25 protein-coding genes and 1 tRNA gene are annotated in these 22,327 nt (G+C 69.8%); 12 read left to right on the top strand and 14 right to left on the bottom strand.

All coding sequences use genetic code 11. The features are described from left to right. Positions 1-18 precede the first annotated feature (18 nt). A complete protein-coding gene (locus ACIPJY_RS17215; protein WP_400466674.1) occupies positions 19-768 on the top strand; it encodes a hypothetical protein in 750 nt (249 codons plus the stop codon). A gap of 220 nt (positions 769-988) precedes the next feature. On the opposite strand, the gene ACIPJY_RS17210 is transcribed toward ACIPJY_RS17215, so the two are convergent. Further along, positions 989-1,061, bottom strand: a tRNA-Lys gene (locus tag ACIPJY_RS17210). A 54-nt stretch (positions 1,062-1,115) separates the two neighbouring features. Beyond that, positions 1,116-1,277 carry a hypothetical protein gene (locus ACIPJY_RS17205; protein WP_165931368.1) on the bottom strand — a complete coding sequence of 54 codons (162 nt, stop codon included), beginning with the start codon at positions 1,275-1,277 and terminating at the stop codon, positions 1,116-1,118. 125 nt (positions 1,278-1,402) lie between these two features. On the opposite strand from ACIPJY_RS17205, the gene ACIPJY_RS17200 reads away from it, so the two are divergent. From ACIPJY_RS17200 to ACIPJY_RS17190, 3 genes are all read left to right on the top strand, one after another. Beyond that, the gene (locus ACIPJY_RS17200) at positions 1,403-2,032 is read left to right on the top strand and encodes a DNA-directed RNA polymerase subunit beta (RefSeq protein ID WP_123656332.1); all 630 of its coding nucleotides are present in this window, start codon (positions 1,403-1,405) and stop codon (positions 2,030-2,032) included. Positions 2,033-2,580: 548 nt separating this feature from the next. After that, positions 2,581-3,180 (top strand): sigma-70 family RNA polymerase sigma factor, encoded by a 600-nt coding sequence (locus ACIPJY_RS17195; protein ID WP_123656331.1) that lies wholly within the window; start codon positions 2,581-2,583, stop codon positions 3,178-3,180. A gap of 29 nt (positions 3,181-3,209) precedes the next feature. Further along, positions 3,210-4,052: an anti-sigma factor domain-containing protein gene (locus ACIPJY_RS17190; protein WP_400466678.1), complete on the top strand. Its 843-nt coding sequence runs from the start codon at positions 3,210-3,212 to the stop codon at positions 4,050-4,052. 254 nt (positions 4,053-4,306) lie between these two features. Here ACIPJY_RS17190 and pstB read toward each other — a convergent pair whose 3' ends face one another. The 8 genes from pstB to ACIPJY_RS17150 form a co-directional block, all read right to left on the bottom strand. Continuing rightward, complete coding sequence (pstB, locus tag ACIPJY_RS17185) at positions 4,307-5,086, bottom strand: phosphate ABC transporter ATP-binding protein PstB (protein ID WP_123700813.1); 780 nt, start codon at positions 5,084-5,086, stop codon at positions 4,307-4,309. A gap of 31 nt (positions 5,087-5,117) precedes the next feature. Beyond that, on the bottom strand, positions 5,118-6,197 hold the full coding sequence (pstA, locus tag ACIPJY_RS17180; RefSeq protein WP_400466681.1) for a phosphate ABC transporter permease PstA: 1,080 nt from the start codon (positions 6,195-6,197) through the stop codon (positions 5,118-5,120). Positions 6,198-6,211: 14 nt separating this feature from the next. Next, the gene (pstC, locus tag ACIPJY_RS17175) at positions 6,212-7,162 is read right to left on the bottom strand and encodes a phosphate ABC transporter permease subunit PstC (protein WP_400466684.1); all 951 of its coding nucleotides are present in this window, start codon (positions 7,160-7,162) and stop codon (positions 6,212-6,214) included. A gap of 86 nt (positions 7,163-7,248) precedes the next feature. Then, the gene (pstS, locus tag ACIPJY_RS17170; RefSeq protein ID WP_400466687.1) at positions 7,249-8,358 is read right to left on the bottom strand and encodes a phosphate ABC transporter substrate-binding protein PstS; all 1,110 of its coding nucleotides are present in this window, start codon (positions 8,356-8,358) and stop codon (positions 7,249-7,251) included. Between the two features lie 226 nt (positions 8,359-8,584). Further along, positions 8,585-9,532, bottom strand: coding sequence for an NUDIX domain-containing protein (locus ACIPJY_RS17165; protein ID WP_400466690.1), 948 nt, complete (start codon positions 9,530-9,532; stop codon positions 8,585-8,587). After that, complete coding sequence (locus ACIPJY_RS17160; protein WP_400466692.1) at positions 9,529-11,694, bottom strand: RNA degradosome polyphosphate kinase; 2,166 nt, start codon at positions 11,692-11,694, stop codon at positions 9,529-9,531. The genes ACIPJY_RS17165 and ACIPJY_RS17160 overlap by 4 nt, the downstream gene beginning before the upstream one ends. Positions 11,695-11,752: 58 nt before the next feature. Next, positions 11,753-12,556 carry a mycothiol synthase gene (gene mshD / locus ACIPJY_RS17155; RefSeq protein ID WP_400466695.1) on the bottom strand — a complete coding sequence of 268 codons (804 nt, stop codon included), beginning with the start codon at positions 12,554-12,556 and terminating at the stop codon, positions 11,753-11,755. After that, positions 12,557-13,240: a response regulator transcription factor gene (locus tag ACIPJY_RS17150; RefSeq protein WP_123656322.1), complete on the bottom strand. Its 684-nt coding sequence runs from the start codon at positions 13,238-13,240 to the stop codon at positions 12,557-12,559. 82 nt (positions 13,241-13,322) lie between these two features. Here ACIPJY_RS17150 and ACIPJY_RS17145 point away from each other — a divergent pair, with 82 nt between their 5' ends. The 5 genes from ACIPJY_RS17145 (at position 13,323) to ACIPJY_RS17125 (ending at position 16,653) form a co-directional block, all read left to right on the top strand. Beyond that, complete coding sequence (locus tag ACIPJY_RS17145) at positions 13,323-13,604, top strand: hypothetical protein (protein WP_400466699.1); 282 nt, start codon at positions 13,323-13,325, stop codon at positions 13,602-13,604. A 137-nt stretch (positions 13,605-13,741) separates the two neighbouring features. Next, the gene (locus ACIPJY_RS17140) at positions 13,742-14,350 is read left to right on the top strand and encodes an FABP family protein (protein WP_123656320.1); all 609 of its coding nucleotides are present in this window, start codon (positions 13,742-13,744) and stop codon (positions 14,348-14,350) included. Continuing rightward, positions 14,350-15,432 carry a YgfZ/GcvT domain-containing protein gene (locus ACIPJY_RS17135; RefSeq protein WP_400466702.1) on the top strand — a complete coding sequence of 361 codons (1,083 nt, stop codon included), beginning with the start codon at positions 14,350-14,352 and terminating at the stop codon, positions 15,430-15,432. Before ACIPJY_RS17140 ends, ACIPJY_RS17135 begins: the two co-directional genes overlap by 1 nt. Positions 15,433-15,495: 63 nt before the next feature. Next, positions 15,496-15,978 (top strand): hypothetical protein, encoded by a 483-nt coding sequence (locus ACIPJY_RS17130; RefSeq protein WP_400466704.1) that lies wholly within the window; start codon positions 15,496-15,498, stop codon positions 15,976-15,978. 279 nt (positions 15,979-16,257) lie between these two features. Beyond that, positions 16,258-16,653 (top strand): hypothetical protein, encoded by a 396-nt coding sequence (locus tag ACIPJY_RS17125; protein ID WP_400466707.1) that lies wholly within the window; start codon positions 16,258-16,260, stop codon positions 16,651-16,653. Here ACIPJY_RS17125 and ACIPJY_RS17120 read toward each other — a convergent pair. Then, on the bottom strand, positions 16,650-17,423 hold the full coding sequence (locus ACIPJY_RS17120; RefSeq protein WP_400466709.1) for a class I SAM-dependent methyltransferase: 774 nt from the start codon (positions 17,421-17,423) through the stop codon (positions 16,650-16,652). The genes ACIPJY_RS17125 and ACIPJY_RS17120 overlap by 4 nt on opposite strands. 44 nt (positions 17,424-17,467) lie before the next feature. Between ACIPJY_RS17120 and ACIPJY_RS17115 the strand changes: the two genes are divergently transcribed. After that, complete coding sequence (locus ACIPJY_RS17115) at positions 17,468-18,214, top strand: phosphoglyceromutase (RefSeq protein WP_400466712.1); 747 nt, start codon at positions 17,468-17,470, stop codon at positions 18,212-18,214. A gap of 55 nt (positions 18,215-18,269) precedes the next feature. On the opposite strand, the gene ACIPJY_RS17110 is transcribed toward ACIPJY_RS17115, so the two are convergent. Continuing rightward, positions 18,270-18,809 (bottom strand): AAA family ATPase, encoded by a 540-nt coding sequence (locus ACIPJY_RS17110; protein ID WP_281265873.1) that lies wholly within the window; start codon positions 18,807-18,809, stop codon positions 18,270-18,272. A 27-nt stretch (positions 18,810-18,836) separates the two neighbouring features. Continuing rightward, on the bottom strand, positions 18,837-19,496 hold the full coding sequence (phoU, locus tag ACIPJY_RS17105; protein WP_400466715.1) for a phosphate signaling complex protein PhoU: 660 nt from the start codon (positions 19,494-19,496) through the stop codon (positions 18,837-18,839). A 157-nt stretch (positions 19,497-19,653) separates the two neighbouring features. Here phoU and ACIPJY_RS17100 point away from each other — a divergent pair, with 157 nt between their 5' ends. Next, on the top strand, positions 19,654-20,820 hold the full coding sequence (locus ACIPJY_RS17100) for a sensor histidine kinase (RefSeq protein ID WP_400466718.1): 1,167 nt from the start codon (positions 19,654-19,656) through the stop codon (positions 20,818-20,820). After that, complete coding sequence (locus ACIPJY_RS17095; RefSeq protein ID WP_400466721.1) at positions 20,817-21,497, top strand: response regulator; 681 nt, start codon at positions 20,817-20,819, stop codon at positions 21,495-21,497. The genes ACIPJY_RS17100 and ACIPJY_RS17095 overlap by 4 nt, the downstream gene beginning before the upstream one ends. A gap of 85 nt (positions 21,498-21,582) precedes the next feature. Here the strand turns inward: ACIPJY_RS17095 and ACIPJY_RS17090 are convergent, their stop codons facing one another. After that, positions 21,583-22,191 carry a hypothetical protein gene (locus ACIPJY_RS17090; RefSeq protein WP_400466723.1) on the bottom strand — a complete coding sequence of 203 codons (609 nt, stop codon included), beginning with the start codon at positions 22,189-22,191 and terminating at the stop codon, positions 21,583-21,585. Positions 22,192-22,327: the final 136 nt, after the last annotated feature.

Below are 22,327 nucleotides of genomic sequence, written 5' to 3'. Positions count from 1 at the left end.
CCGTAGCGGAGGCGCGGCGTGGGTGACCAGACCCCGAAGGGGCTACTCGCGGCGCTGGAGCAGCGCGACGACGGGCGCCGCTCGGCGTGGACGGGCAACGAGGGCGACACGCTCGTTCCGCAGCACCGTCAGGGCGGGATGGGCGGCCGGAAGTCGAAGCACCGCCTGTCGAACGTGGTGTGGCTCGAGTCGGACATCAACGGGCTGATCGAGGCGGACCCGGCGATGCAGGCGGAGGCCGTGCGTCGCGGGATCAAGATCAGCGGCCACGACGACCCGGAGCTGGTCGAGGTGCGGCACGCGGTGCACGGGCTCGTGCTCCTGCGGGACGACCGCCAGATCGTGCCGGTGTGGACGCGGATCCACTTCCGCTGCTCGGACGGCGCGCACCGACACGTGGACGGCAACGAGGTCGCCTGGTGGCCGGCGTCGAGCGCGCAGATCAGCGCCGAGGTGGGGCTGTCGGAGGACCAGGTCGATCGGGCCCTCCGCGCGCTCCGTGGCGGCGGGTTCGTCGAGTCGACGGAGCACCGCCTGGGCGGGAACTACGACCGCACGAAGTCGTGGCGGCCGGTGGTTCTCGAGTCGCGCGGAGTCGATTCCGCGGATTCGCGGAATGGAGCCTGCGAAATCGCGGACAGGAGCCCGCGGATTCGCGGAATGTTCCTACTAGTCAGACCCAGAAGAAGAGTGAAGACGGGAAGCGCGCACGCGCGCTCTCCGAGTCGTTCTCGATCTCGCCGGAGATGCGGGCCTGGGCCGCGGTGAACGTTCCGGCCGTCGACATCGACGCGGCGCTGGGCGAGTGGGTCGACTACTGGGTCGGCGTCGGGAAGCCGATGAAGAACCACCTGTACTCGGTCACCCGCACAGGATCGCCTGGCCCTCCGACATCGGGGGGAGCCCCTGCCCTACGTCTGCCCCACGCCCGCCCTGACGAGAGAAGCCCCGGCTGGACCATTCGAGGTCCGGCCGGGGCTTTTCGTCGTGGGCCCCGTGGGGCTCGAACCCACGACCCTCGGATTAAAAGTCCGGTGCTCTACCAACTGAGCTAGAGGCCCTCACCCGCAAGGGTAGCGGGCGAGGGCCTCGAGGTCAGATCGAGGTGCGGTGCGTCAGCTCCGGCGACCGGTCAGTGTCCGCAGCAGCCAGGCGATGATCGCGATGACGAGCAGCACGACACCGACCCAGAGCAGGAACTTCAGGCTCGCTGCGAACCCGCCGACGAACAGCAGGATGACGGCGATCACGGCCAGGATGATGAGCAGGGCGTTCATGAGGGTCCTCTCTTTCACGTCCGGGAGGAGTGCCTCCCTCGCCGCAGAACGGTACCCGTCGGGCGTGCAGCGCGTTCGCGCGGCCGGATGGCGGGCGTGTCACCGGCGACGCCTACACTGCTGCGGTGCCTCGCGATCACCACCGTCCAGTCCACTTCACCGACGCCGAGTTCGCCGCCATCAAGGGCGGCGAGGACCCTGCGCTGGTGAACCGTGTCGCGCACGAGACCGCCAACGCGCTGCTGCACCGCGTGCGGCAGGACCCGGACCCGGCGGTGGTCGAGCGCCTGGTGACCTACACGGACGTGCACGGCATCGAAGCCGTCGCCGAGCTGTGGGCCCGCGTCGGAGCACACACGCTCCCGGGCGCGCTCTGGCGGATCTACCTGATGCGCACGGTCATCCGGCAGAACCCGGACGAGATCGCGTACCTCTTCACGCGGGGCACCGAGCGCATCGGCACCATCGACCAGGCCGTCGCGGGCGCCGAGCAGCCGACCGGCCCCGCCGAGATCCTGACGCTGGCGGACAGCATCCTGCACGGGCTCTACACCGGCGACTTCGCCGTGGCGCTCGATCGCGGTGCGGCGTTCTGCCGGCTCGCGGCGGCGGGGGCGACGAGCGTGGCGGACGACTCCGACCTCACCGCAGAGGAACGTGCCAGCGTGCTCACGGTCCGGGCGTTCCGCCTGGCCGAGCTCGCCGAGGACCTGTCCGCAGCCGCTGCGCTCTGGCGCCGCGACGCCCTGGACTGATCCCGAGCCGGACGCGGGTGGCGCGTCGGACGCGCGCCCAGCCTCCAGGCCGGAAGACCGGAACCCGGAACCCGGAAGACGGAAGACCGGAACCCGGAAGACCCGACGGCCGGAACCCGGAAGCGGGCAGAGAAAAACCGGGCCGCAGAAGCGCCTCTCGGCGCGAGGCCGCTCGAAGCGGCGAATTTTGGAGCCCGGGGCTTGCTGCGGCCCGGCGAGGTCGAGTCTACGAGACGCTCGCCGTGCGCGCGCCCCTGTTCACTCTCGGTGGACACCCGACCCCCGGGCGTGCCGGGGACCCGCGCACGCGGCCCGATCGAAAAAGCCGGAACCCCGAGCAATCCGTCCGGGCGACCGTGCCGAATCATCAGCGTGTGACGGAATCCCATGGGTCGTCACACGGCGAGGGTCCTCCTGTGCGACTCGACCCGGCTCACCCGGCCGGTGTAATTCCCTGCGAGTCGCACGGGAGCCCTCGTCCCAGTTCCCGACCCGCGCATCCGGCGCGTATGTCGGACCCCCGAGAACCGGAAGGAGGAAAACCTGCAATGCTTGCACTCGTGGAACGCGACACGGACGGCTGGAGCTCTGCTGAGCCAGCACCCGCATCGCCGGATTCCCTCCTCCTCCGCGTCGCCCAGGGCGACCAGCAAGCCTTCTCGGAGCTCTACGACGAACTCTCCGGCCGCGTCCTCGGACTCATCACCCGGCTCCTGAAGGACCGCGCACAGTCCGAAGAGGTCGCTCAAGAGGTCTTCCTCGAGGTCTGGCAGCAGGCCGCGAAGTTCGACACGGCCCGCGGCAGCGCCGCCAGCTGGGTCCTCACGATGGCCCACCGCCGCGCGGTCGACCGGGTCCGGGCTGCACAGTCCTCCCGTGACCGCGACACGAAGATCGGCATCCGCGACTTCGAGTCCGGCTTCGACCAGGTCTCCGAGTCCGTCGAGATCCGGATCGAACACGAACGCGTCAGCCGGGCACTCGGGCGTCTGACGGAGTTCCAGCGCCAGGCGGTCCAGCTGGCCTACTACGGCGGCTACTCGCACAGCGAGATGGCCGAGCAACTCGGGGTGCCGATCGGCACCGTGAAGACCCGTCTCCGTGACGGGATGATCCGACTCCGCGACGAGATGGGGGTGACGTCATGACGAACGACCGGCACGACGACCCTGCCCTCATGACCGGGTCCCACGCACTCGATGCCCTCAGTGACGACGAACGTCGCGAGGTCGAAGCGGCCCTCGCCGCCTCCCCTGAACTCCTCGCCGAGGCCGACTCGCTCGCCGAGACCGCACGGGCACTCGCCTACGCGGTCGAGCCGGTCGAGCCGCCCGCGTCGATGAAGGCGGCACTGATGGCCGCCATCCAGACGACCCCGCAGGTCGCCGCGGACCCGGCTCCGGCCGCAGCGCCCACGGCAGCCCGCCACGCGGCGGTCGGTGAACCCGGCCAGGAGGCCCCGGTCGCCCCCGTCACGTCTGTCACCTCCGACGGTGGTGCGGCCAGCGCCGCGGCTCGCCGTCGGTGGTTCCAGCGTCCCGCGGCCATGCTCAGCGCCGCAGCCGCGGTCGGCGTGGTGTTCCTCGGCGTCGGACTCGGTGTCGGCGGTGTCATCGGCAGCGGTGACGCCGGTCCGGGCCCCAGCACCTCGCAGGCGGCGTCCGGCCTCGACCAGATCTACGCGTCCGCCGACTTCCAGCGGAGCACCTCGAAGGTGACCGGCGGCGGGACGGCCACCGTCGTGTGGTCGGACCAGCTCGGCAAGTCCGCGGTCATCCTCGACGGGGTCAAGGCCGCGCCGAAGGACAAGACCTACGAGCTCTGGTACATCGGCTCCGAGGAATCCGGCGGCACCATCGAGTCCGCTGGCCTCATGAACGACGTGGACGGCGGTGTGCGCTCGGCGGTGCTGAGCGGCGCGAAGTCGAGCGGTGCGACGATCGGCATCACGGTCGAGCCCGCCGGCGGCTCGAAGCAGCCCACGACGACCCCGATCGTCGCGGTCCCCACTTCCGCGTAGTGCGGCCGGCGCCGCGCTCCGCGCTCCCGCGGCCCGCGGCGGCGCTTCGGGTCCGCAGGAGTTCTTCGACACCGCAGCAGTCGATGGACGGCCGCGGTGTCGAACCATGCGGACGCCTGCAGTGCGTACGCATACGTCGACACGGCAGGAGTCGATCGACTCCTGCCGTGTCGGAACATGCGCACGCACGACGAGCGCACACGGGCGCGAACGACGGGCGCACACGCCCGCCCGCCCGAGCGCCCGCCCGGGGATCAGCCGAAGCGCCCCGAGACGTAGTCCTCGGTGGCCTGCACGGACGGGTTCGAGAACATCGTCGCGGTGTCGTCGAACTCGATGAGCTTCCCCGGCGCCCCAGTGCCGGCGATGTTGAAGAACGCCGTCTTGTCGCTGACGCGCGACGCCTGCTGCATGTTGTGCGTCACGATCACGATCGTGAAGTCCTTCTTGAGCTCCTCGATGAGGTCCTCGATCGCCAGGGTCGAGATCGGGTCGAGCGCCGAGCACGGCTCGTCCATGAGCAGCACGTCGGGCTGCACGGCGATCGCCCGTGCGATGCACAGGCGCTGCTGCTGCCCGCCGGAGAGCCCCATGCCGGGCTTGTCGAGGCGGTCCTTGACCTCGTTCCAGAGGTTCGCGCCCTGCAGGGAGCGCTCGACGATGTCGTCCGCCTCGGAGCGGGAGATGCGCTTGTTGTTGAGCTTCACGCCCGCGAGCACGTTGTCCTTGATGCTCATCGTGGGGAACGGGTTCGGCCGCTGGAAGACCATGCCGACCTGGCGTCGGACGATCACCGGGTCGACACCGGGGGCGTACAGGTCGTCACCGTCGACCTTGACCGAGCCCTCGACGTAGGCGCCGGGGATGACCTCGTGCATGCGGTTGAGCGTGCGGAGGAAGGTCGACTTGCCGCAACCGGACGGGCCGATGAACGCGGTCACGGTGCGGGGCTCGATCGTCATGTCGACGCCCTCGACCGCCTTGAACTTCGAGTAGTAGACGTTGAGGCCGTCGACCTCGATGCGCTTGGACACGGTGTTCCTCTTCCTGGTGGACGAACGCGCGCTAGCGCGACAGCTTGGGGGCGAAGAGACGGGTGATGAACCGCGCGAGCAGGTTCAGGACCATCACGATGAGGATGAGCACGAGCGCGGCGGTCCATGCCCGGTCGACGAACGGGACCGGGTTGGCGCCCTGCTGCGAGTACTGCGTGTACGCGAACACCGGCAGCGTCATCATCGGGTTGCCGAACAGGTCGTAGTTCATGCTCGTGGTGAACCCGGCCGTGACGAGCAGGGGAGCGGTCTCACCGATGACGCGGGCGATGGCGAGCATGACGCCCGTCGTGATGCCGGCCAGGGACGTGGGGAGCACGACCTTGATGATGGTGAGCCACTTCGGCACCCCGAGCGCGTACGAGGCCTCGCGGAGCTCCATCGGCACGATCTTCAGGACCTCTTCGGTGGACCGCACGACGATCGGGATCATCAGCACCGCGAGGGCGACCGAGCCGACCAGGCCGAAGCGGGCACCAGGGCCGAGGAACAGCGCGAAGAGCGAGTAGGCGAAGAGCCCGGCGACGATCGACGGGATGCCCGTCATGACGTCGACGAAGAAGGTGATCCCGCGGGCGAGCGCCCCACGGCCGTACTCGACGAGGTAGATCGAGGTGAGCAGGCCGATCGGGACGCTGATCAGCGCCGCGAACAGCGTGATTTCGAGCGTGCCGATGAGGGCGTGGAGCGCACCGCCGCCGACCGAGATGACCCCGCGCATCGAGTACGAGAAGAACGCGGCGTCGAACCGGGCGAGACCGTCGGCGAGCACCGTGTAGAGCAGCGACACCAGCGGCAGCACGGCGATGACGAACGCGGTGACCACGAGCGAGGTGACCAGGCGGTCGACGGCCTTGCGTCCGCCCTCGACGATCCGGGAGACGACCACGATCAGGACGTCGAAGAGGACCGTGCCGAGGAACAGCGCGGCGACGACGTTGAAGTCCTTCACCGAGCCGCCGGCGTTGAGCAGGGCGAAGACCAGGGCCAGGGCGACCCAGCTGCCGACGAGGAGCAGCCACGGCACGGACTTGTGCAGCTTGCCGTTGGCGAAGACGTTGCCGCCGTTGGACCGGAGTGCGAGGGACATCGGGGTGCGACCTCTCAGCTGACGCGCCGGCGGACGATGTACCGCGCGAGCATGTTGATGACCAGGGTGATGACGAAGAGGATCAGACCCGAGGCGATGAGCGCGTTCAGGGCCGTTCCGGACGCCTCGGCGAACTGCAGGGCGATGTTCGCGGCGATCGTCGAGGGGTTGAGCGAGCCGATCAGGTTGAAGGTGACCTTCGTGGACACCGACAGCACCAGGGCGATCGCCATCGTCTCGCCGAGCGCACGACCGAGGCCGAGCATGATCGCGGAGACGATGCCGGACTTCGCGAACGGCAGGACCGACAGCCGGATCATCTCCCAGCGCGTGGCACCGAGGGCGAGCGCGGCCTCTTCGTTGAGGGTCGGCGCCTGCAGGAAGATCTCGCGCATGACGGCGGTCATGATCGGGATGGCCATCACGGCGAGCACGATCGCTGCGGTCAGGATGGTGCGACCGGTGCCGGAGATCTGGCCGGAGAACAGCGGGATCCAGCCGAAGTACTCGTTGAGGAAGGCGTAGAACGGCTGCACGAAGCGGGCCAGGACGACGATGCCCCAGAGCCCGTAGACGACGGAGGGGACCGCGGCGAGCAGGTCGATCACGTAGCCGAGCACCGGCGCGATGCGACGCGGCGCGAAGTGCGAGATGAAGAGCGCGATCCCGAGGGACAGCGGGACGGCGAAGACCAGCGCGAGGAACGCGGACCAGACGGTGCCGAAGACGAGCGGACCGACGTAGTCCCAGAAGTTGGCGGCCTGGTTCGGGAGCTCGCCGGCCTTCGCGGTGAAGGCGGGGATGCTCTGCCAGACGAGGAACGCCGCGACGAGGGCGAGCACCACCAGGATGAGGCCGCCGGAGATGACCGAGGCGGCGGAGAAGACACGGTCGCCGACACGCACGACGGCCTTCGGCTTCGGCGTGGTGATCGATGACCCTTGCTGCAGGGGTGCGGTCGTCATGGGAGGTGGGACTCCTGTCGGGAGACGGGGAAGTGCCCGGATGCCGGTCGGGGGTGTCGGACCGGCATCCGGGCTCTCAGGAGGTGTTACTTGATGGACGCGACCGCGGTGGCGGCCTTCTTCGCGAGGTCGCTCGAGAGGGCGGCCGACTTGGCCTCCGTCGCGGCGGCCTTCTGGGCGTCGTCCGAGACCACGTAGGTCAGGTACGACTTGACGAGGTCGGCCTTGGCCGAGTCCTTGTACTCCTGGCACGCGATGGCGTAGGAGACGAGGACCAGGGGCCATGCGCCCTTGGCGGTGTCCTTGCGGTCGATGTCGATCGCGAGGTCGTTCGTCTCGCGACCCGAGGCCACCTCGGAGTCGGCGACGACCTGAGCGGCACCGTCAGCGGAGATCTTGGTGGCGGTGTCGCCGACCATGAGCTTGGCCTTGTCGAGGTCACCCGCGCCCGAGTCGTCGATGTAGGTGATCGCGTTCGAGGCGCCCTGCATGGCCGAGGCCACACCCGAGGTGCCCTTCGCGCTGTCGCCGACCTGGTACGGGAAGGTCTGGCTGGGCGCCTCGGTCCACACGTCGCTGGCGTTCGCCGAGACGTACTCGGAGAAGTTCTGCGTGGTGCCCGAGTCGTCGGAGCGGTGCACGACCGTGATGTTGGCGTCCGGCAGGTCGGCGTCCTTGTTGAGGTCCGCGATCTGCGAGTCGTTCCACTTGGTGATCTTGCCGGAGAAGATGCCCGCGATGGTCTTCGCGTCGAGCGTCAGGTCCGAGACGCCGTCGACCTTGTAGGCGATCGCGATCGGCGAGATGTACACCGGGATGTCGATGGCCTTCGAGTCCGCGGCGCAGAGGCCGAAGGAGCCGGAGAGCTCGTCGTCGGACAGCGCGGCGTCGGAGCCGGCGAAGTCCGCGGCACCCGAGATGAAGTTCTTGCGGCCGGCACCGGAGCCGTCGGGCGAGTAGTTCACCGTGACGTTCGAGGCCTGGTCCTGGAAGCCGGCGGCCCACGTGGCCTCGGCGGTCTGCTGGGCGGAGGAGCCCGAACCGGTGAGCGTGCCGGAGAGCTTCGAGTAGTCGACACCCGAGGCCGAGGCCGACGTGGTGCTGCCCGCGCCGCCTTCGTTCGCCGCGCACGAGGAGAGCACGACCGCGCCGGCGATCGCGATTGCCGCGACCGTGCCGATTCGCTTGATGTTCACAGGGGTCCCTTCGGGGGTGGAGTGCAGGTGGGACCCTTGGTGGTCCCGCGGGCCGGTGCCGACCCGCGAGCGACTGTAGGGACACGAAGTGACCGGGATCACGCTCGCCGGTGAACGGAAGGTGAACGAGGGTTGTCCCGGCTCCGGGGGATCGGACAGGAGGCCCGGCTCGGCCCGGGCACGACGGAGGACCCCGCCAGGTGGCGGGGTCAGGCGGCTGTGCGCGCTAGGACGAGACCGGGTTGCGGTGCGTCTCCACCGCGACGAGCCGGCCGTCGGCGATGTGCATCACGGCGAAGTCCCCCACGGAGAGCATCGCGGCACGACGGAGGTCGAAGCGGGCGGTGTCGTCCGCGGTGTCGGTGGCGATCCGGGCGATGATCTCGGGCAGCACCGGGCCGTGCGAGCACAGCACGGCGGTCTTGCCCTTGGTGATGCGCTTCCGCACGACGCCCTTGACGTCCGCCGAGCCCTGGTCGTGGGCGTCCTGGCTGATGTCCGGCGTGCTCGAGACGCCGACCTTGATCCGGTCGGAGAGCGGCTCGACGGTCGCGAGGCACCGTGCCGCCGTGCTGCTGATGATCTTGCGCGGGCCGTACGCGGCGACGGGTGAGGCCACCGCCTTGGCCTGCGACCGGCCGACGGGCAGGAGCGGCCGGGTGGCGTCCGGGCCGTGCCAGTCGGAGCCGGGGGTCGTCTTGGCGTGCCGGAGGGCGATCAGGGCGAACGTGTCGTGCGTCCCCGCGGTCGCTCGGTCGGCGAAGCGGTCGAGGATCTCGACGTCCCGCGCGTAGGTCAGGCGAGCGCGGGCGTCGTCGATGGTCACCCACTCGATCGCGGCGACCTCGTCGTTGGGCGTGAACTTCCCGGCCCGCTGGTGCTCCTTCGGGGAGACCCGCGCGGCCCAGTAGTGCACGACCTTGTCGCGGCCGTTCGGCAGCACGTACTCGGCCGAGCCGAGCGGAGCGCCGAGGTGGACGCGGTAGCCCGTCTCCTCGTCGATCTCGCGGACGGCGGCGGTCGGCACGGCTTCGCCCGGGTCGACCTTGCCCTTCGGGAAGGAGACGTCCTTGTGGTGCTCGCGGTGGATCAGGAGCACGAGCGGGACACCGTCCTGCTCACGCCAGAGGACCGCTCCCGCCGCGAGGACGGGACCCGTTGGTCCCCCGCTCACCGAGTGGAGCGCTTCCGGGACGAGATGTTCCGCATGAGGACATTCTGCACGTCGTCGAGGGGGCGGCCGTCGTCGTCCGTGGAGTGGCGCGTCCATTCGCCGTCGGACTCGAGGTGCCACGAACTCGTCGTCTCGGCCATCGCCAGGTCGAACATCTCGGTGACCTCGTTCATGTGGGCCGGCTCGGACAGGCGCACCAGGGCCTCGACGCGGCGGTCCAGGTTGCGGTGCATCATGTCGGCGCTGCCGATGAAGATGAAGGGGTCGCCGTCGTTGTGGAACGCGAACGCCCGCGAGTGCTCGAGGTAGCGCCCGACGACGCTGCGCACCCGGATGGTCTCGCTGACGCCCTCGATGCCGGGCTTCAGGGAGCAGATGCCGCGGACCCAGACGTCGATCGGGACGCCGGCCTGGCTGGCGAGGTAGAGCGCGTCGATGATCTGTTCGTCGACCATCGAGTTCACCTTGATGCGGATGCCGGAGGGCTTGCCGGCGCGGGCGTTGTCCGCCTCGACCTGGATCCGCTTGAGCAGGCCCTTCCGCAGGTGCAGCGGGGCGACGAGCAGACGCTTGAACTTCTTCTCGATCGCGTACCCGGAGAGCTCGTTGAACAGGCGCGTGAGGTCCTTGCCCACGACGTCGTCCGCGGTGAACAGCCCCATGTCCTCGTAGATGCGCGAGGTCTTCGGGTTGTAGTTGCCCGTCCCGATGTGGCTGTAGTGCTTGAGCGTCCCGCCCTCTTGCCGGATGACGAGCACGAGCTTCGAGTGCGTCTTCAGCCCGACGAGCCCGTAGACCACGTGCACGCCGGCCTTCTCGAGCTTGCGGGCCCACGTGATGTTGTTCTGCTCGTCGAAGCGGGCCTTGATCTCCACGAGCGCCAGGACCTGCTTGCCGGCGGCGGCCGCGTCGATCAGGGCTTCCACGATGGGGGAGTCGCCCGAGGTGCGGTACAGCGTCTGCTTGATCGCGAGCACGTGCGGGTCGGCCGCTGCCTGCTCGAGGAAGGCCTGGACGCTCGTCGCGAAGGACTCGTACGGGTGGTGCACGAGGACGTCCTTCGCGGCGATCGCGCGGAAGAGGTCGGGCTTCGTGTTCGGCTCGCCCGGCTGGAACTGCACCGGGGTGGTCGGGACGTGCTTGGGGTAGTGCAGGTCGGGCCGGCTGATCTTCGAGATCTCGAACAGGCAGCCGAGGTCGAGCGGCGACGGCAGGCGGTAGACCTCTTGTTCGGTGATGTCGAGTTCTCGGACGAGCAGGTCGAGCGTCACCGGGTCCATGTCCTCGGTGATCTCGAGCCGGATCGGCGGGCCGAAGCGGCGACGGAGGAGTTCGCGTTCGAGCGCCTGGATGAGGTTCTCGGCCTCGTCTTCCTCGATCTCGACGTCCTCGTTGCGGGTGACGCGGAACACGTGGTGCTCGAGGACCTCCATCCCCGGGAAGAGGTCGTCGAGGTGGTTGGCGATGAGGTCCTCGAGCGGGATGAACCGCATCCGCCCGGAGTTGTCGTCCGGCAGCTTGATCAGCCGGGAGAAGTTCTGCGGCACCTTGAGGCGCGCGAACTCCTGCCGCTGCGACTTCGGGTTGCGCACGCGCACCGCGAGGTTGAGCGACAGCCCGGAGATGTACGGGAACGGGTGCGCGGGGTCCACCGCGAGGGGCATCAGCACCGGGAAGATCTGCTCGGCGAAGTACTCGCGCATCCGGAGCCGGTCGGCCTCGGCCAGGTCGGACCAGTGCTCGATGTGGATGCCGGCGGCGTCCATGTCGGGCTTCAGCGAGCCGATGAACGCCTGCGCGTGCCGGTCCTGCAGCTCGTGCGCCTTCTTCGCGATGTCCCGGAGCACGTCGCTCGGTGCCCGGCCGACGTTCGTGGGCACCGCGATGCCGGTGTCGATGCGACGCTTCAGCCCGGCCACCCGGACCATGAAGAACTCGTCGAGGTTGGACGCGAAGATCGCCAGGAAGTTGGCGCGTTCGAGCAGGGGGACCGTCCGGTCCTCTCCCAGTTCGAGCACGCGCTGGTTGAACCGCAGCCAGCTGATCTCGCGGTCGAAGTACCGGTCCGTCGGCAGCGACTCGTGCTCGACCTCCACGACCTCGTCGAAGTCGTCGAGGTCGTGCGAGACGGATTCGCCGTCGAGCTGCGGTTCGGTGTCCATGTGCTCATCCTGCCACCCGGCTGCTGCCGTCGCGGGGGGTGTGGACAACCGTCGCGGGTCAGGGTGCGGCGTACTGCACGTCGATCGCGTGCTGGGTGAACCCGGACCGGCGGTAGAGCGCCAGCGCCGGCTCGTTGTCGCCCTCGACGTAGAGCGCCGCCGTGCTGATGCCCTTCGTGTGCAGGCGGGCGTACCCGGCGCGCATCAGGACGCCACCGAGCCCCTGCCCCTGCAGGTCCGGGCGCACGGCGACGGCGTAGAACTCGCCGATCCCGTCCTCGACCTTGAGCCAGCACGACCCGGCGAGTGCCCCGGACGCGTCGCGGAGCAGCAGCAGGTCGTCGGCGTCGAACCACGGCTCTGCCTGGCGGGCGCGGAGGTCGTCGAGGGTCATCGATCCCTGTTCGGGGTGCGACGCGAACGCCACGGCGTTGAGGTCGAGCCACGCGGCCTCGTCCGTTCCGGTCCGGAACGCGGTGAGGGTGGAGCCGGCGGGGAGACCGAGCTCACGGAGTTGGTCGGGTTCCGACGTCGGCACCGCCGCGCGCAGCTGCAGCAGCGTCCTGGTGGCGGCCCAGCCGTACCGCGTCGCGATCGCGCGTGCCGCCGGGCTGTCCCCGTGCGCCCAGGCCAGCCGCGGCGCAGCCCCGCCCAGGGCGAGCGCCCGGTCGACGAGCCGTGTCCCGATGCCCTGGCCACGGGCCTCCAGGCGGACCACGAGTTCCAACTCGCCGTCCCGGACCACCGCGACCCCGTCGGGTTCCTCCAGCAGGACCGCGCGCCCGGCGCGCACGTCGACCAGGGTCTGGTCGGAGAAGGGCGGGGGTTCTCCCGGGACGACGAAGCGGCTGAGGTCGGGCACCTACTGGCCCATCAGGCGTTCGGCTTCGTCGTCGTAGACGTTGAAGCGGTAGCCGACGTTCCGGACCGTGCCGATGAGCGACTCGAGGTCGCCGAGCTTGGCGCGGAGTCGCCGGACGTGCACGTCGACGGTGCGGGTGCCACCGAAGTAGTCGTAGCCCCACACCTCGGAGAGCAGCTGTTCGCGCGTGAAGACCCGCGACGGGTGCGTGGCGAAGAAGCGGAGGAGCTCGAACTCCTTGAAGGTGAGGTCGAGCGGTTTCCCGCGGACCTTCGCCGAGTAGCTGGCCTCGTCGATGACGACGCCGGAGGCCTGGATCTTCGACCCGGTCTGGTTCTTGGCGGCACGACCGGCGCTGAGGCGGATGCGGGCGTCGACCTCGGCCGGGCCGGCGCTCTCGAGCACCACGTCGTCGATGTTCCACTCGCTGTTGACGGCGGTCAGCCCGCCCTCGGTGACGACGAGCACGATGGGCGTCGTCGAGCCGGACGTGGCGAGGATCTTGCACAGGGCCTTCGCGCTGACCAGGTCGGTGCGGGCGTCCACGAACATCAGGTCGCTCTGCGGTGCGTTCACCAACTGCGCGGCTTCGGCCGGCACGTGGCGGATCCGGTGGCTCAGGAGGCCGAGGCTCGGCAGGACGTCGCCGGGCGCAGCCGAAGTGAGTACCAGGAGCTGTGCCACAGGACCTCCAGTGGGAAGACGTCGTGGAGACATCCTAGTGATGCCCGACAAGTGTCCCCGACGCGCCTGCAATGATGGGGTGGTGACCGAGCCCGTCCCGCCCGCAGACCAGCGCCGCCTGAAGCTGACGTCGGTGCTGCCCGTCTGGCTGCTCTCCGTCCTCGGCGCCGTGCTCGTCCTGACGCTCACCGAGAAGGACTCCTTCGCGTGGCTGCTCCTGGTGTTCGTGGCGTCGGTGCTGGTCAGCTTCGTGCTGCAGCTCATCACCGCCACGAAGGACGGCCTGGTCGAACGGATCAGCATCGCCTCGTCCGGGTCCTTCGTCGTCGTCCTCGTCACCGCCGTGGTGCTCCTGGCGCGTTGAGCCGCTCCGCGTAGACTCGGCGGCATGGATTCGCTGCTAGCGCTCGAGCTGTTCTACGTCGGTCTCCTCGGCCTGGCGTCGCTCGCCATCGCGTTCGTCTCGGTGACCGTCGTCGTGAAGCTGTTCAAGGGTCAGCGTTGATCGAACTGCCGGAGGGCCTCGCGCCCGAACTCGTCCCCCTGTCCTGGCTCGTCGGCGTCTGGGAGGGCACCGGCGTCGTGGAGTACCCCGTCGGCGAGGGTGACGAGCCCGACGTCCGCAACTACGAGTTCGGCCAGCGCGTGAGCTTCAGTCACGACGGCCTGCCGTACCTCAACTACTCCTCCACGACGTGGCTCCTCGACGAAGCGCACACGCCGCTCGCCGCGGAGATGGGCTACTGGCGCCTCGACCGGCCGTCCGAGCCCGGTGACCGCGGCCCGGCAATGCTCCTCGGCGAGGGCACCGTGCCGTTCACCACCACGCAGAGCGTCGAGGCACTGCGCAACACGAACGACGGCTTCGACGTCGAGGCGGCGATCATCCACCCGACGGGCGTCAACGAGCTCTACGTCGGGCAGGTCCGCAAGGGCCGGATCGACCTCGCGACGGACGCCGTGATGCGCTCCGTGAACGCGAAGGACTACTCCGCCGCGACCCGGCTGTACGGCCTGGTCGAGGGCAAGCTCTTCTGGGCGTGGGACATCGCCGCGCTCGGCCGGGAACTCACCTCCCACGCCTCGGGGCAGCTCGCGAAGGTCGACTGATGTCGCCCTCCGCTGGTTCGGTCTTCGCGGCGCGCGACGGCTTCGTCGCGTCGGACCTCGGTCCGGCGGCGCACTTCGGCAACCCGCTCGGTGAGCAGCGTGCACTCGCGGACGGCCGCGCGGTCGTGGAGCTCGGCCTCGGTGTCGTGACCGTCACCGGCCCGGACCGCCTGTCGTGGCTCAACTCGATCACGTCCCAGCTGCTGCTCGGGCTCGCACCCGGTGTCAGCAGCGAGACGCTCGTGCTCGACCAGTCCGGTCGCGTCGAGCACGCGGCACGGGTCGTCGACGACGGCGCCACCACCTGGCTGCTGACGGAGCCGGCCGACGCCGCGCCCCTCGCCGCATGGCTCTCCTCGATGCGGTTCATGCTCCGCGTCGAGGTGCTCGACCAGTCGGGCTCCTTCGTGACCGTCGGTTCGTTCGCCGGTGCTGCGCCCGTCGACGGTGCGGTCGTCGAGTGGGTCGACCCGTGGTCGTCCGTCACGCCCGGTGGGTGGGGCTACGCCAGCCTGGAGGCCCATCCCGGCTCCGACTGGACGCTGCGGATCGCCGTGGTCGCCTCCGACGCCGCGACCGCCCTGGTCGCGTCCGACCGGCCCGCAGCAGGGATCCTGGCGTTCGACGCCCTGCGCATCGCCGCGTGGCGTCCGGTCCTCACCGACGTCGACGAGCGGACGATCCCGCACGAGCTCGACTGGCTCCGCTCCGCCGTGCACCTGAGCAAGGGGTGCTACCGGGGACAGGAGACCGTCGCCAAGGTCCACAACCTCGGGCACCCGCCGCGCCGCGTCGTGATGCTGCACCTCGACGGGTCGGACGCGGTCCTGCCGGCGCCCGGCACCCCGGTGACGCTCGACGGCAAGGACGTCGGGCGGCTCGCGGCCTCGGCGATCCACCACGAGCTCGGGCCGATCGGGCTCGCGGTCGTGAAGCGCTCCCTCGACCCCACGGCCGTGCTCACGCTGACGGCGGACGACGTCGTCGTGACGGCGGCGCAGGAGACCATCGTCCCGCCCGAGGCCGGCGCCACCGCCGACGTGCCCCGTCTGCCCCGCCTGGGAGCCGTCAAGCGAAACTGATGTTTGACGTTTCACCGTCACGATGCCAGGCTCGCTCCAGTCCCTCCCCGATTGGAGCCGTCCATGTCAGCTCGTTCGATCATCGCCCTGATCGTGGCTGCGGCCGCCTTCCCAGGGCTCCTCGGTGCGGCCGCTCCTCCCTCGGTCGATCCGGACTCCGAAACACGGCAGAGCACCGACCCGACCCCGCGCGCGAACGTCTGCGTGTTCGGCATGGCCGGGGACCGGGTGCACCGGTCGGCAACGCCGCCGTCGACGGCCTCGGCGCATGCGTGGTGGACGAACATCGTCGGTTGCGCGGGACGGAAGGCCGTCGTCACGACGCAGCTACAGCGCAAGTCCGGCAGCACTTGGACCAACGTCGGATCCCGTGGGGTGAAGACGGTGTGGGCCGGAGGCGGTTCGGCGAACCGCACGGTGACCCGGTACACCTGTACGGGGTCGGCGAAGAAGACGTACCGGCACTGGGTCGACGTCGACGTGCTCGGGATGGCCGATCCGTCGAACAAGCACACGTCCGCGCCCGTCGTGTTGGCGTGCGGCTGAGGAGTGCGTGACGTGTCGACACGGATCGAGGTACACGGGCAGTTCGACAGGCGGGCCGGGCTCCCTCCGGAGCTGGAGCTGTGGGATCTCGTCTGGGGTCGCCTGCAGGTGTTCGGGCTCGCTGTCCCGTGGTTCACGACATCGGATGGCGGCCGTTCTGATGAACAGCCGGAGGTGGGCCTCGGTGTCGCCGACATCGACGGAGTGATCGCCCGGATCGAGGCCGATCTGCCCCGGGCCCTGGAGCTGTCGGCTCCCCTCCAAGCCATGGTGGCCGCGATGTCCGATGCCCTCCGGACGATGTACGTCGTGCGGATCGACGCGATCGACGTCAGCGCGGCTCCTCGAGCCGGCCTGCGGTCGATCGCCGTCGGGGGTGCCGCGTGGTCCGAGGCGTGGCCGTTGGCAGCTCGGCGGACCGTCGTTGCTCGGATCGTCGGCGTCGATTGGTCCGATGACCTCGAGGACCGATTGGCCGGGGGAGCATTCGGTCCGTGGCTCGCGCCGCGGCGCCGACCGGCAACAGGGGGCGGCGCCATCGAGCTCACGATGGTGCTCCCGACCTGGGACCTCGATCGTTGCGCGGCTGCCGCTGATCATCTCCTCGCGACGCTCCACGACGTCGGCGTGACGCACCGGGTGTCGATCCGGATCCGACCGGCCGAGGACGACTAGGCCGGAGCGACGGCGGACCAGGGGACGCTGAGCTCGCCGAGGCGCCACCGCGTCGTGCCGTGCAGCACCGGCCAGCCGCGGTCGCGCATGCCCGCCACCGCGGCGAGCCACCGCTGCCGGGGCCCGTACGTGCCGAGCGGGGCCGCGATCGCCCACGCCAGGTCGAGGTCGCGCAGGAACTCGTGCACGCGCTCGCCGGGGACGTTCCGGTGGATGAGGGCCTTCGGCAGCCGCTCCGCGACGATGCTCGGCACGTCGAGGCCAGCGAGCCGCAGCGACACCGTGAACGTGTGCGCCTCCCGGTCGTCGAGCGTGATCCAGGACGCCACCCGTCCGACCTCGTTGCAGGTCCCCTCGACCAGTGCGCCACCGGGCTGCAGGCGGTCCTGCATGATCCGCCACGACTCGGCCACCTGGGACTCGTCGTACTGGCGCAGCACGTTGAACGCCCGGATCACGGCGGGTCGACGGCCGCCGGGCGTCGGGGTCTCGAAGCCACCGAGCCGGAACGTGACGCCGTCGCGGGTGCCGGCGTTCGCCAGGGCCACGCGCGAGGGCTCGATCTCGATCCCCGTCACCTCGACGTCGGGCCGGACGCGGGCCAGCCGGTCCCGCAGCTCGAGCGTCGTCGTCGGGCTCGCGCCGTACCCGACGTCCGCGACCAGGGGGTCCGACGTGCGCCGGAGTGCCGGGAGGGTGGCGATCCACCGGTCCACGCGGCGGAGCCGGTTGTACCCGGTGGTACCGCGCGTGACGTTCCCGATGGGCATCCCCCAAGGGTAAAGGGAGCACGGCGCTCGGTAGACTTCGGAGCATGACCTCCACGCTCGTCCTGCTCCGTCACGGCAACAGTGACTGGAACCAGAAGAACCTGTTCACCGGTTGGGTCGACGTCCGGCTCTCCGAGCTGGGCGAGAAGGAGGCGAAGCGCGCCGGCGAGCTCATCGCCGAGTCCGGCATCGTCCCCGACGTCCTGTACACCTCGCTCCTGACCCGCGCGATCCAGACCGCCGACATCGCCCTGCTCGAGGCCGACCTCGCATGGCTGCCGGTGAAGCGCGACTGGCGCCTCAACGAGCGCCACTACGGCGACCTGCAGGGCAAGGACAAGGCCCAGACGCTCGAGCAGTACGGCGAGGAACAGTTCATGGAGTGGCGTCGTTCGTTCGACGTCCCGCCGCCCCCCATCGCGGACGACGCCGAGTGGTCGCAGCACGGCGACCGCCGCTACGCCGACCTCGGCGACGCGCTGCCGCGCACCGAGTCGCTCAAGCTCGTCATCGAGCGGCTGCTGCCCTACTGGGAGTCCGACATCACGAAGGACCTCGGCGCGGGCAAGACCGTCCTCGTCACGGCGCACGGCAACTCGCTCCGCGCGCTCGTGAAGCACCTCGACGGCATCTCCGACGACGACATCGCCGGGCTCAACATCCCGACGGGCATCCCGCTCGTGTACGAACTCGACGACGAGTTCCGTCCGACCGGGCCGTCGCGCTACCTCGACCCCGAAGCCGCCGCCGCCGGTGCCGCCGCGGTCGCCGCGCAGGGCGCCAAGAAGTAGGACGACGAACGAACGCCCCGCCCGGGAACGGGCGGGGCGCTCGTTCGTGCTGCGCTCAGACGAAGTGCGACGCGATCTCCTGCACGAGCTCGCCGACGTCGTACTGCGCCGTGGTGTCGACGCGGACGACCGGCCCGAGGCCGATCGGTCCGGCGGTGGGGCCGTGCTCGTCCCAGAACGCCAGGATGTCCGCCAGGTCGCCGTGCACCTCGTGACGCACGGGTGAACCCGGGTCGTACCGGTCCGTCAGCCGCTCCACGGCGGTCGCGTGGTCGACGTCGCACCACACCTCGACGGCGCGAGGCGACCCTGCGGACGCGAGCCCGGCCTCCAGGAAGGCGCGGTCACGGGACGGCAGCCAGACGGCGTCGAGGACGACCCCGTTCTCCACCGCTCCGGCCATCGCCCACATCGTGGTCATCGCGATGGCGCCGAGCGGACGCGAGGCGATCATCGGGCCGGCGATGTCCGCCAGGGGTTCCTTGATCCGGTCCTTCGAGAGGAAGGGGCAGCCGAGCACCTCGGCGAGGGCGGCGCCGACCGTGCTCTTGCCGGAACCGGGCATGCCGTTGACGATGATCGCGACCTGGGCCATGTCACGATCCTGGCAGAGAACCCTCGGTCAGACGTTGGCGTTCGCGCCGGCCCAGTCGCCCGTCGCCAGGTACTGCACCTTCTTCGCGATCGACACCGCGTGGTCCGCGAACCGCTCGTGGTACCGGGACGCGAGCGTGGCGTCCACGGTGTCGACCGGGGCGCCCTTCCACGTTTCGCCGAGCACGAAGTCGAAGACGCTGGCGTGGAGTTCGTCGACGGCGTCGTCCTCGTCGCGGATCTCCTCGGCGAGCTGGATGTCCTCGGTGGCGAGCAGGCGCGTCAGCTTCTGCGCCATCGCGACGTCGTGCTGGCCCATCTTCTTGAAGGTGCCGCGGAGGCCCTTCGGGACGACCTTCTCGGGGAACCGCTGGCGGGCGAGCTGCGCGATGTGCTCGGCCATGTCGCCCATCCGCTCGAGCGACGAGCTGACGCGGAGCGCGGTCACCACGACGCGGAGGTCGCGGGCGACCGGCGCCTGGCGCGCCAGGATGTCGATCGCGATCTCGTCCAGGCTCTGTGCGGCCTCGTCGATCTTCGCGTCGTCGGCGATCACCTCGTCGGCGAGGGCGACGTCCGACTCGGTGAACGCCTCGGTCGCCCGGCTGATCGCCGACTCGACGAGTCCGGCGATCTCGGTCAGACGCTCCTGGACGTCCTGGAGTTCCTGCTGGAACACTTCGCGCATGGGGGATGGCCTCTCTGATGCGTACCGGGAGAGTGTCGTCACCCCAGGTGAACGAACGGTGACCTGGGACTGAACGCTTCGCGATGGCCTGCGGCAGTGCTCGGGAACCGGGGTGAACGGTGCCGGAACCCCGTGTGTCCACTCCTACACTGGCGGCATGGACAACGCGTGGCTCGTGCCACTGTCGATGCTCCTCGGCGGGGTCTTCGGCGCGGGTGTCGTCGGGCTCATCATCACGGCCGAGCGCACGGCACGGGCAGCTGACGTCGCCGAGCGCACCCTGCCGGACGGCGTCGCTGCGGTCATCGCCACGATGCACAACCCCGCCGTGGTCGTCGACCCCTCGAACACCGTCGTCGCCGCGTCCCCGCAGGCGCTCACGGTCGGGCTGGTGATCCGGCGCCGGCTCGTGCACCAGGAGCTCCTCGACCTGGTGGACCGGGTCCGTGCGAGCGGCGAGATGGGGGCAGAGGACCTCGAGCTCCCGCGCGGACGTCGTGGGGAGCTCGTCGGCTACCTCAGCTTCCGGGCCGCCCAGCTCGGGAACCGCTACGTGCTCCTGACCGCCGACGACCTCACCGAGTCGCGGCGCATCGACGAGGTCCGACGGGACTTCGTCGCCAACATCTCGCACGAGCTGAAGACCCCGATCGGCGCCATCGGCCTGCTGTCGGAGACGCTCGTCGCCGCCGCGGACGACCCCGACCACGTGCGGAAGTTCGCCGGACAGCTCATCACCGAGTCCGAGCGGCTCGGTGCGCTGACGAAGGACATCATCGAGCTCTCCCGGCTGCAGTCCGTCGACACGCTCGACTCCAGCGAGGAGATCTCGATCGACAAGGTCGTGCAGGCCGCTGTCGACGCGAACGAGGTCGTCGCCCGCGCCCGCGACATCGAGCTCGTCCGCGCGAAGAAGTCCAAGCTCCGGGTGATGGGCGACCCCGGACTCCTGCAGGTCGCGGTGTCGAACCTCATCGCGAACGCGGTCAAGTACTCCCCGGACAACACCCGCGTCGGTGTCGGCGTCCGGAACTCCAAGGGGTTCGTCGAGATCGCCGTGACCGACCAGGGCGTCGGGATCCCGGAGGCGGACCTCGACCGGGTGTTCGAGCGATTCTACCGCGTCGACCCCGCACGCTCGCGCGCCACCGGCGGCACCGGCCTCGGCCTCGCGATCGTGAAGCACGTCGTCGGCAACCACGGCGGCGACGTGCGCGTCTGGTCGCAGCCCGGCAAGGGCTCGACCTTCACCATCCGCCTGCCCGAGGCGGACACCGAACTGACCACAGCACTCGAAGAGCAACGGGAAGAGCAGCCATCGTGACCAAGATCCTCATCGTCGACGACGAGCCGGCCCTGAGTGAGCCCCTGGAGTTCCTCCTGCAGCGGGAGGGCTACGAGACCGCCGTCGCTGCCGACGGCGTCACCGCGCTGTCGAAGTTCGACAGCGAGAACCCCGACCTGGTCCTGCTCGACCTGATGCTGCCGGGGCTCTCCGGCACCGAGGTCTGCCGGCAGATCCGCACGCGGTCGAACGCCCCGATCATCATGCTGACGGCGAAGGACTCCGAGGTGGACATCGTCGTCGGGCTCGAGCTCGGCGCGGACGACTACGTGACGAAGCCGTACTCGACCCGGGAGCTCCTCGCCCGGATGCGCGCGGTGCTGCGGCGGCGCACCGAGGACGACCCGGCGGACAGCGGCGTGCTGCAGGTCGGCGGGATCAAGATGGACGTCGAGCGCCACACGGTGTCCGTCGACGGCTCCGAGACGCCGATGCCGCTCAAGGAGTTCGAGCTCCTCGAGCTGCTGCTCCGGAACGCCGGCCGGGTGCTCACCCGCGGGCAGCTCATCGACCGGGTGTGGGGCTCGGACTACTTCGGCGACACGAAGACGCTCGACGTGCACATCAAGCGGATCCGCTCGAAGATCGAGCGGGTGCCGTCGGCACCGGAGGTGCTGGTCACCGTGCGCGGTCTGGGGTACCGCATCGAGGCCTGAGAACGCGACGGACCGGAGGCCCGGTGCGAGTCCCTGGGACCCGCACCGGGCCTCCGGTCGGTTGCGTCTGGTGGACCTGCCGTGCCTAGCCGGCGGGGGTCGCGGTCGCGCTGTCCGTCGGCGTCGCCGACGGGGTCTCGACGGGGAGCGTCACCGTCGGGGTGGGGGTCGGTGCGAGGGTCTGGTACTCCTCTTGGGCGCTGGTGAGGACCGGCACGTTCGCCGAGACGCCCTCGGCGCCGGGGTAGGAGAAGTAGACCTTGACGAGCGAGCCCGGCTCGATGTCGGCGCCGGAGAAGACGACGTCGTCCGAGGTGCCGGCGCTGGTGCCCTGCGTCTCGGAGCCGCTCTGGACGCTCGAGTCGGCGCTGCTCGAGTCGCTCGGCGAGTTGGCGAGGTCCACGTGGGTGTTCGCGGGGACCCGGACGGTGTCGGAGGCGTCGCCGACCTCGATCGTGACGGTCCGGCCGGTGCCGCTGTTGTTGATCAGCGTGCCGACGAAGCGCGCGTCGTCGTCCTTGCCGTCGGAGATGATCAGCGCGTTGCGGACGTCGATCTTGCCCGTCGTGACGTTGACGCCGTCGGTGATCTGCTTGATCTCCTTGGTCTGCGCCGGCGAGATGAACTCGCAGCCGGTTGCACCGAGCGCGATGGTTGCCGCAACGGCGACGGACACGAGTACCCGAGCTCGCAAGAGATTCCTCCGAAGATCACGATGCGCCGGCCGTCTGGTCCAGCACGCCCCCATCTTAGCGATCACCTGGGAGCGCTCGTGGTCGCCGGCCCCCCTTACCCGAATTCCGCTTGTGGTAAACTGAGTGTTGCGGAAC

Origin of the sequence: Curtobacterium sp. NPDC090223, assembly GCF_044746585.1 — a bacterium.
Classification (GTDB): domain Bacteria; phylum Actinomycetota; class Actinomycetes; order Actinomycetales; family Microbacteriaceae; genus Curtobacterium.
This window is presented reverse-complemented; position numbering and strand designations above follow the sequence as displayed.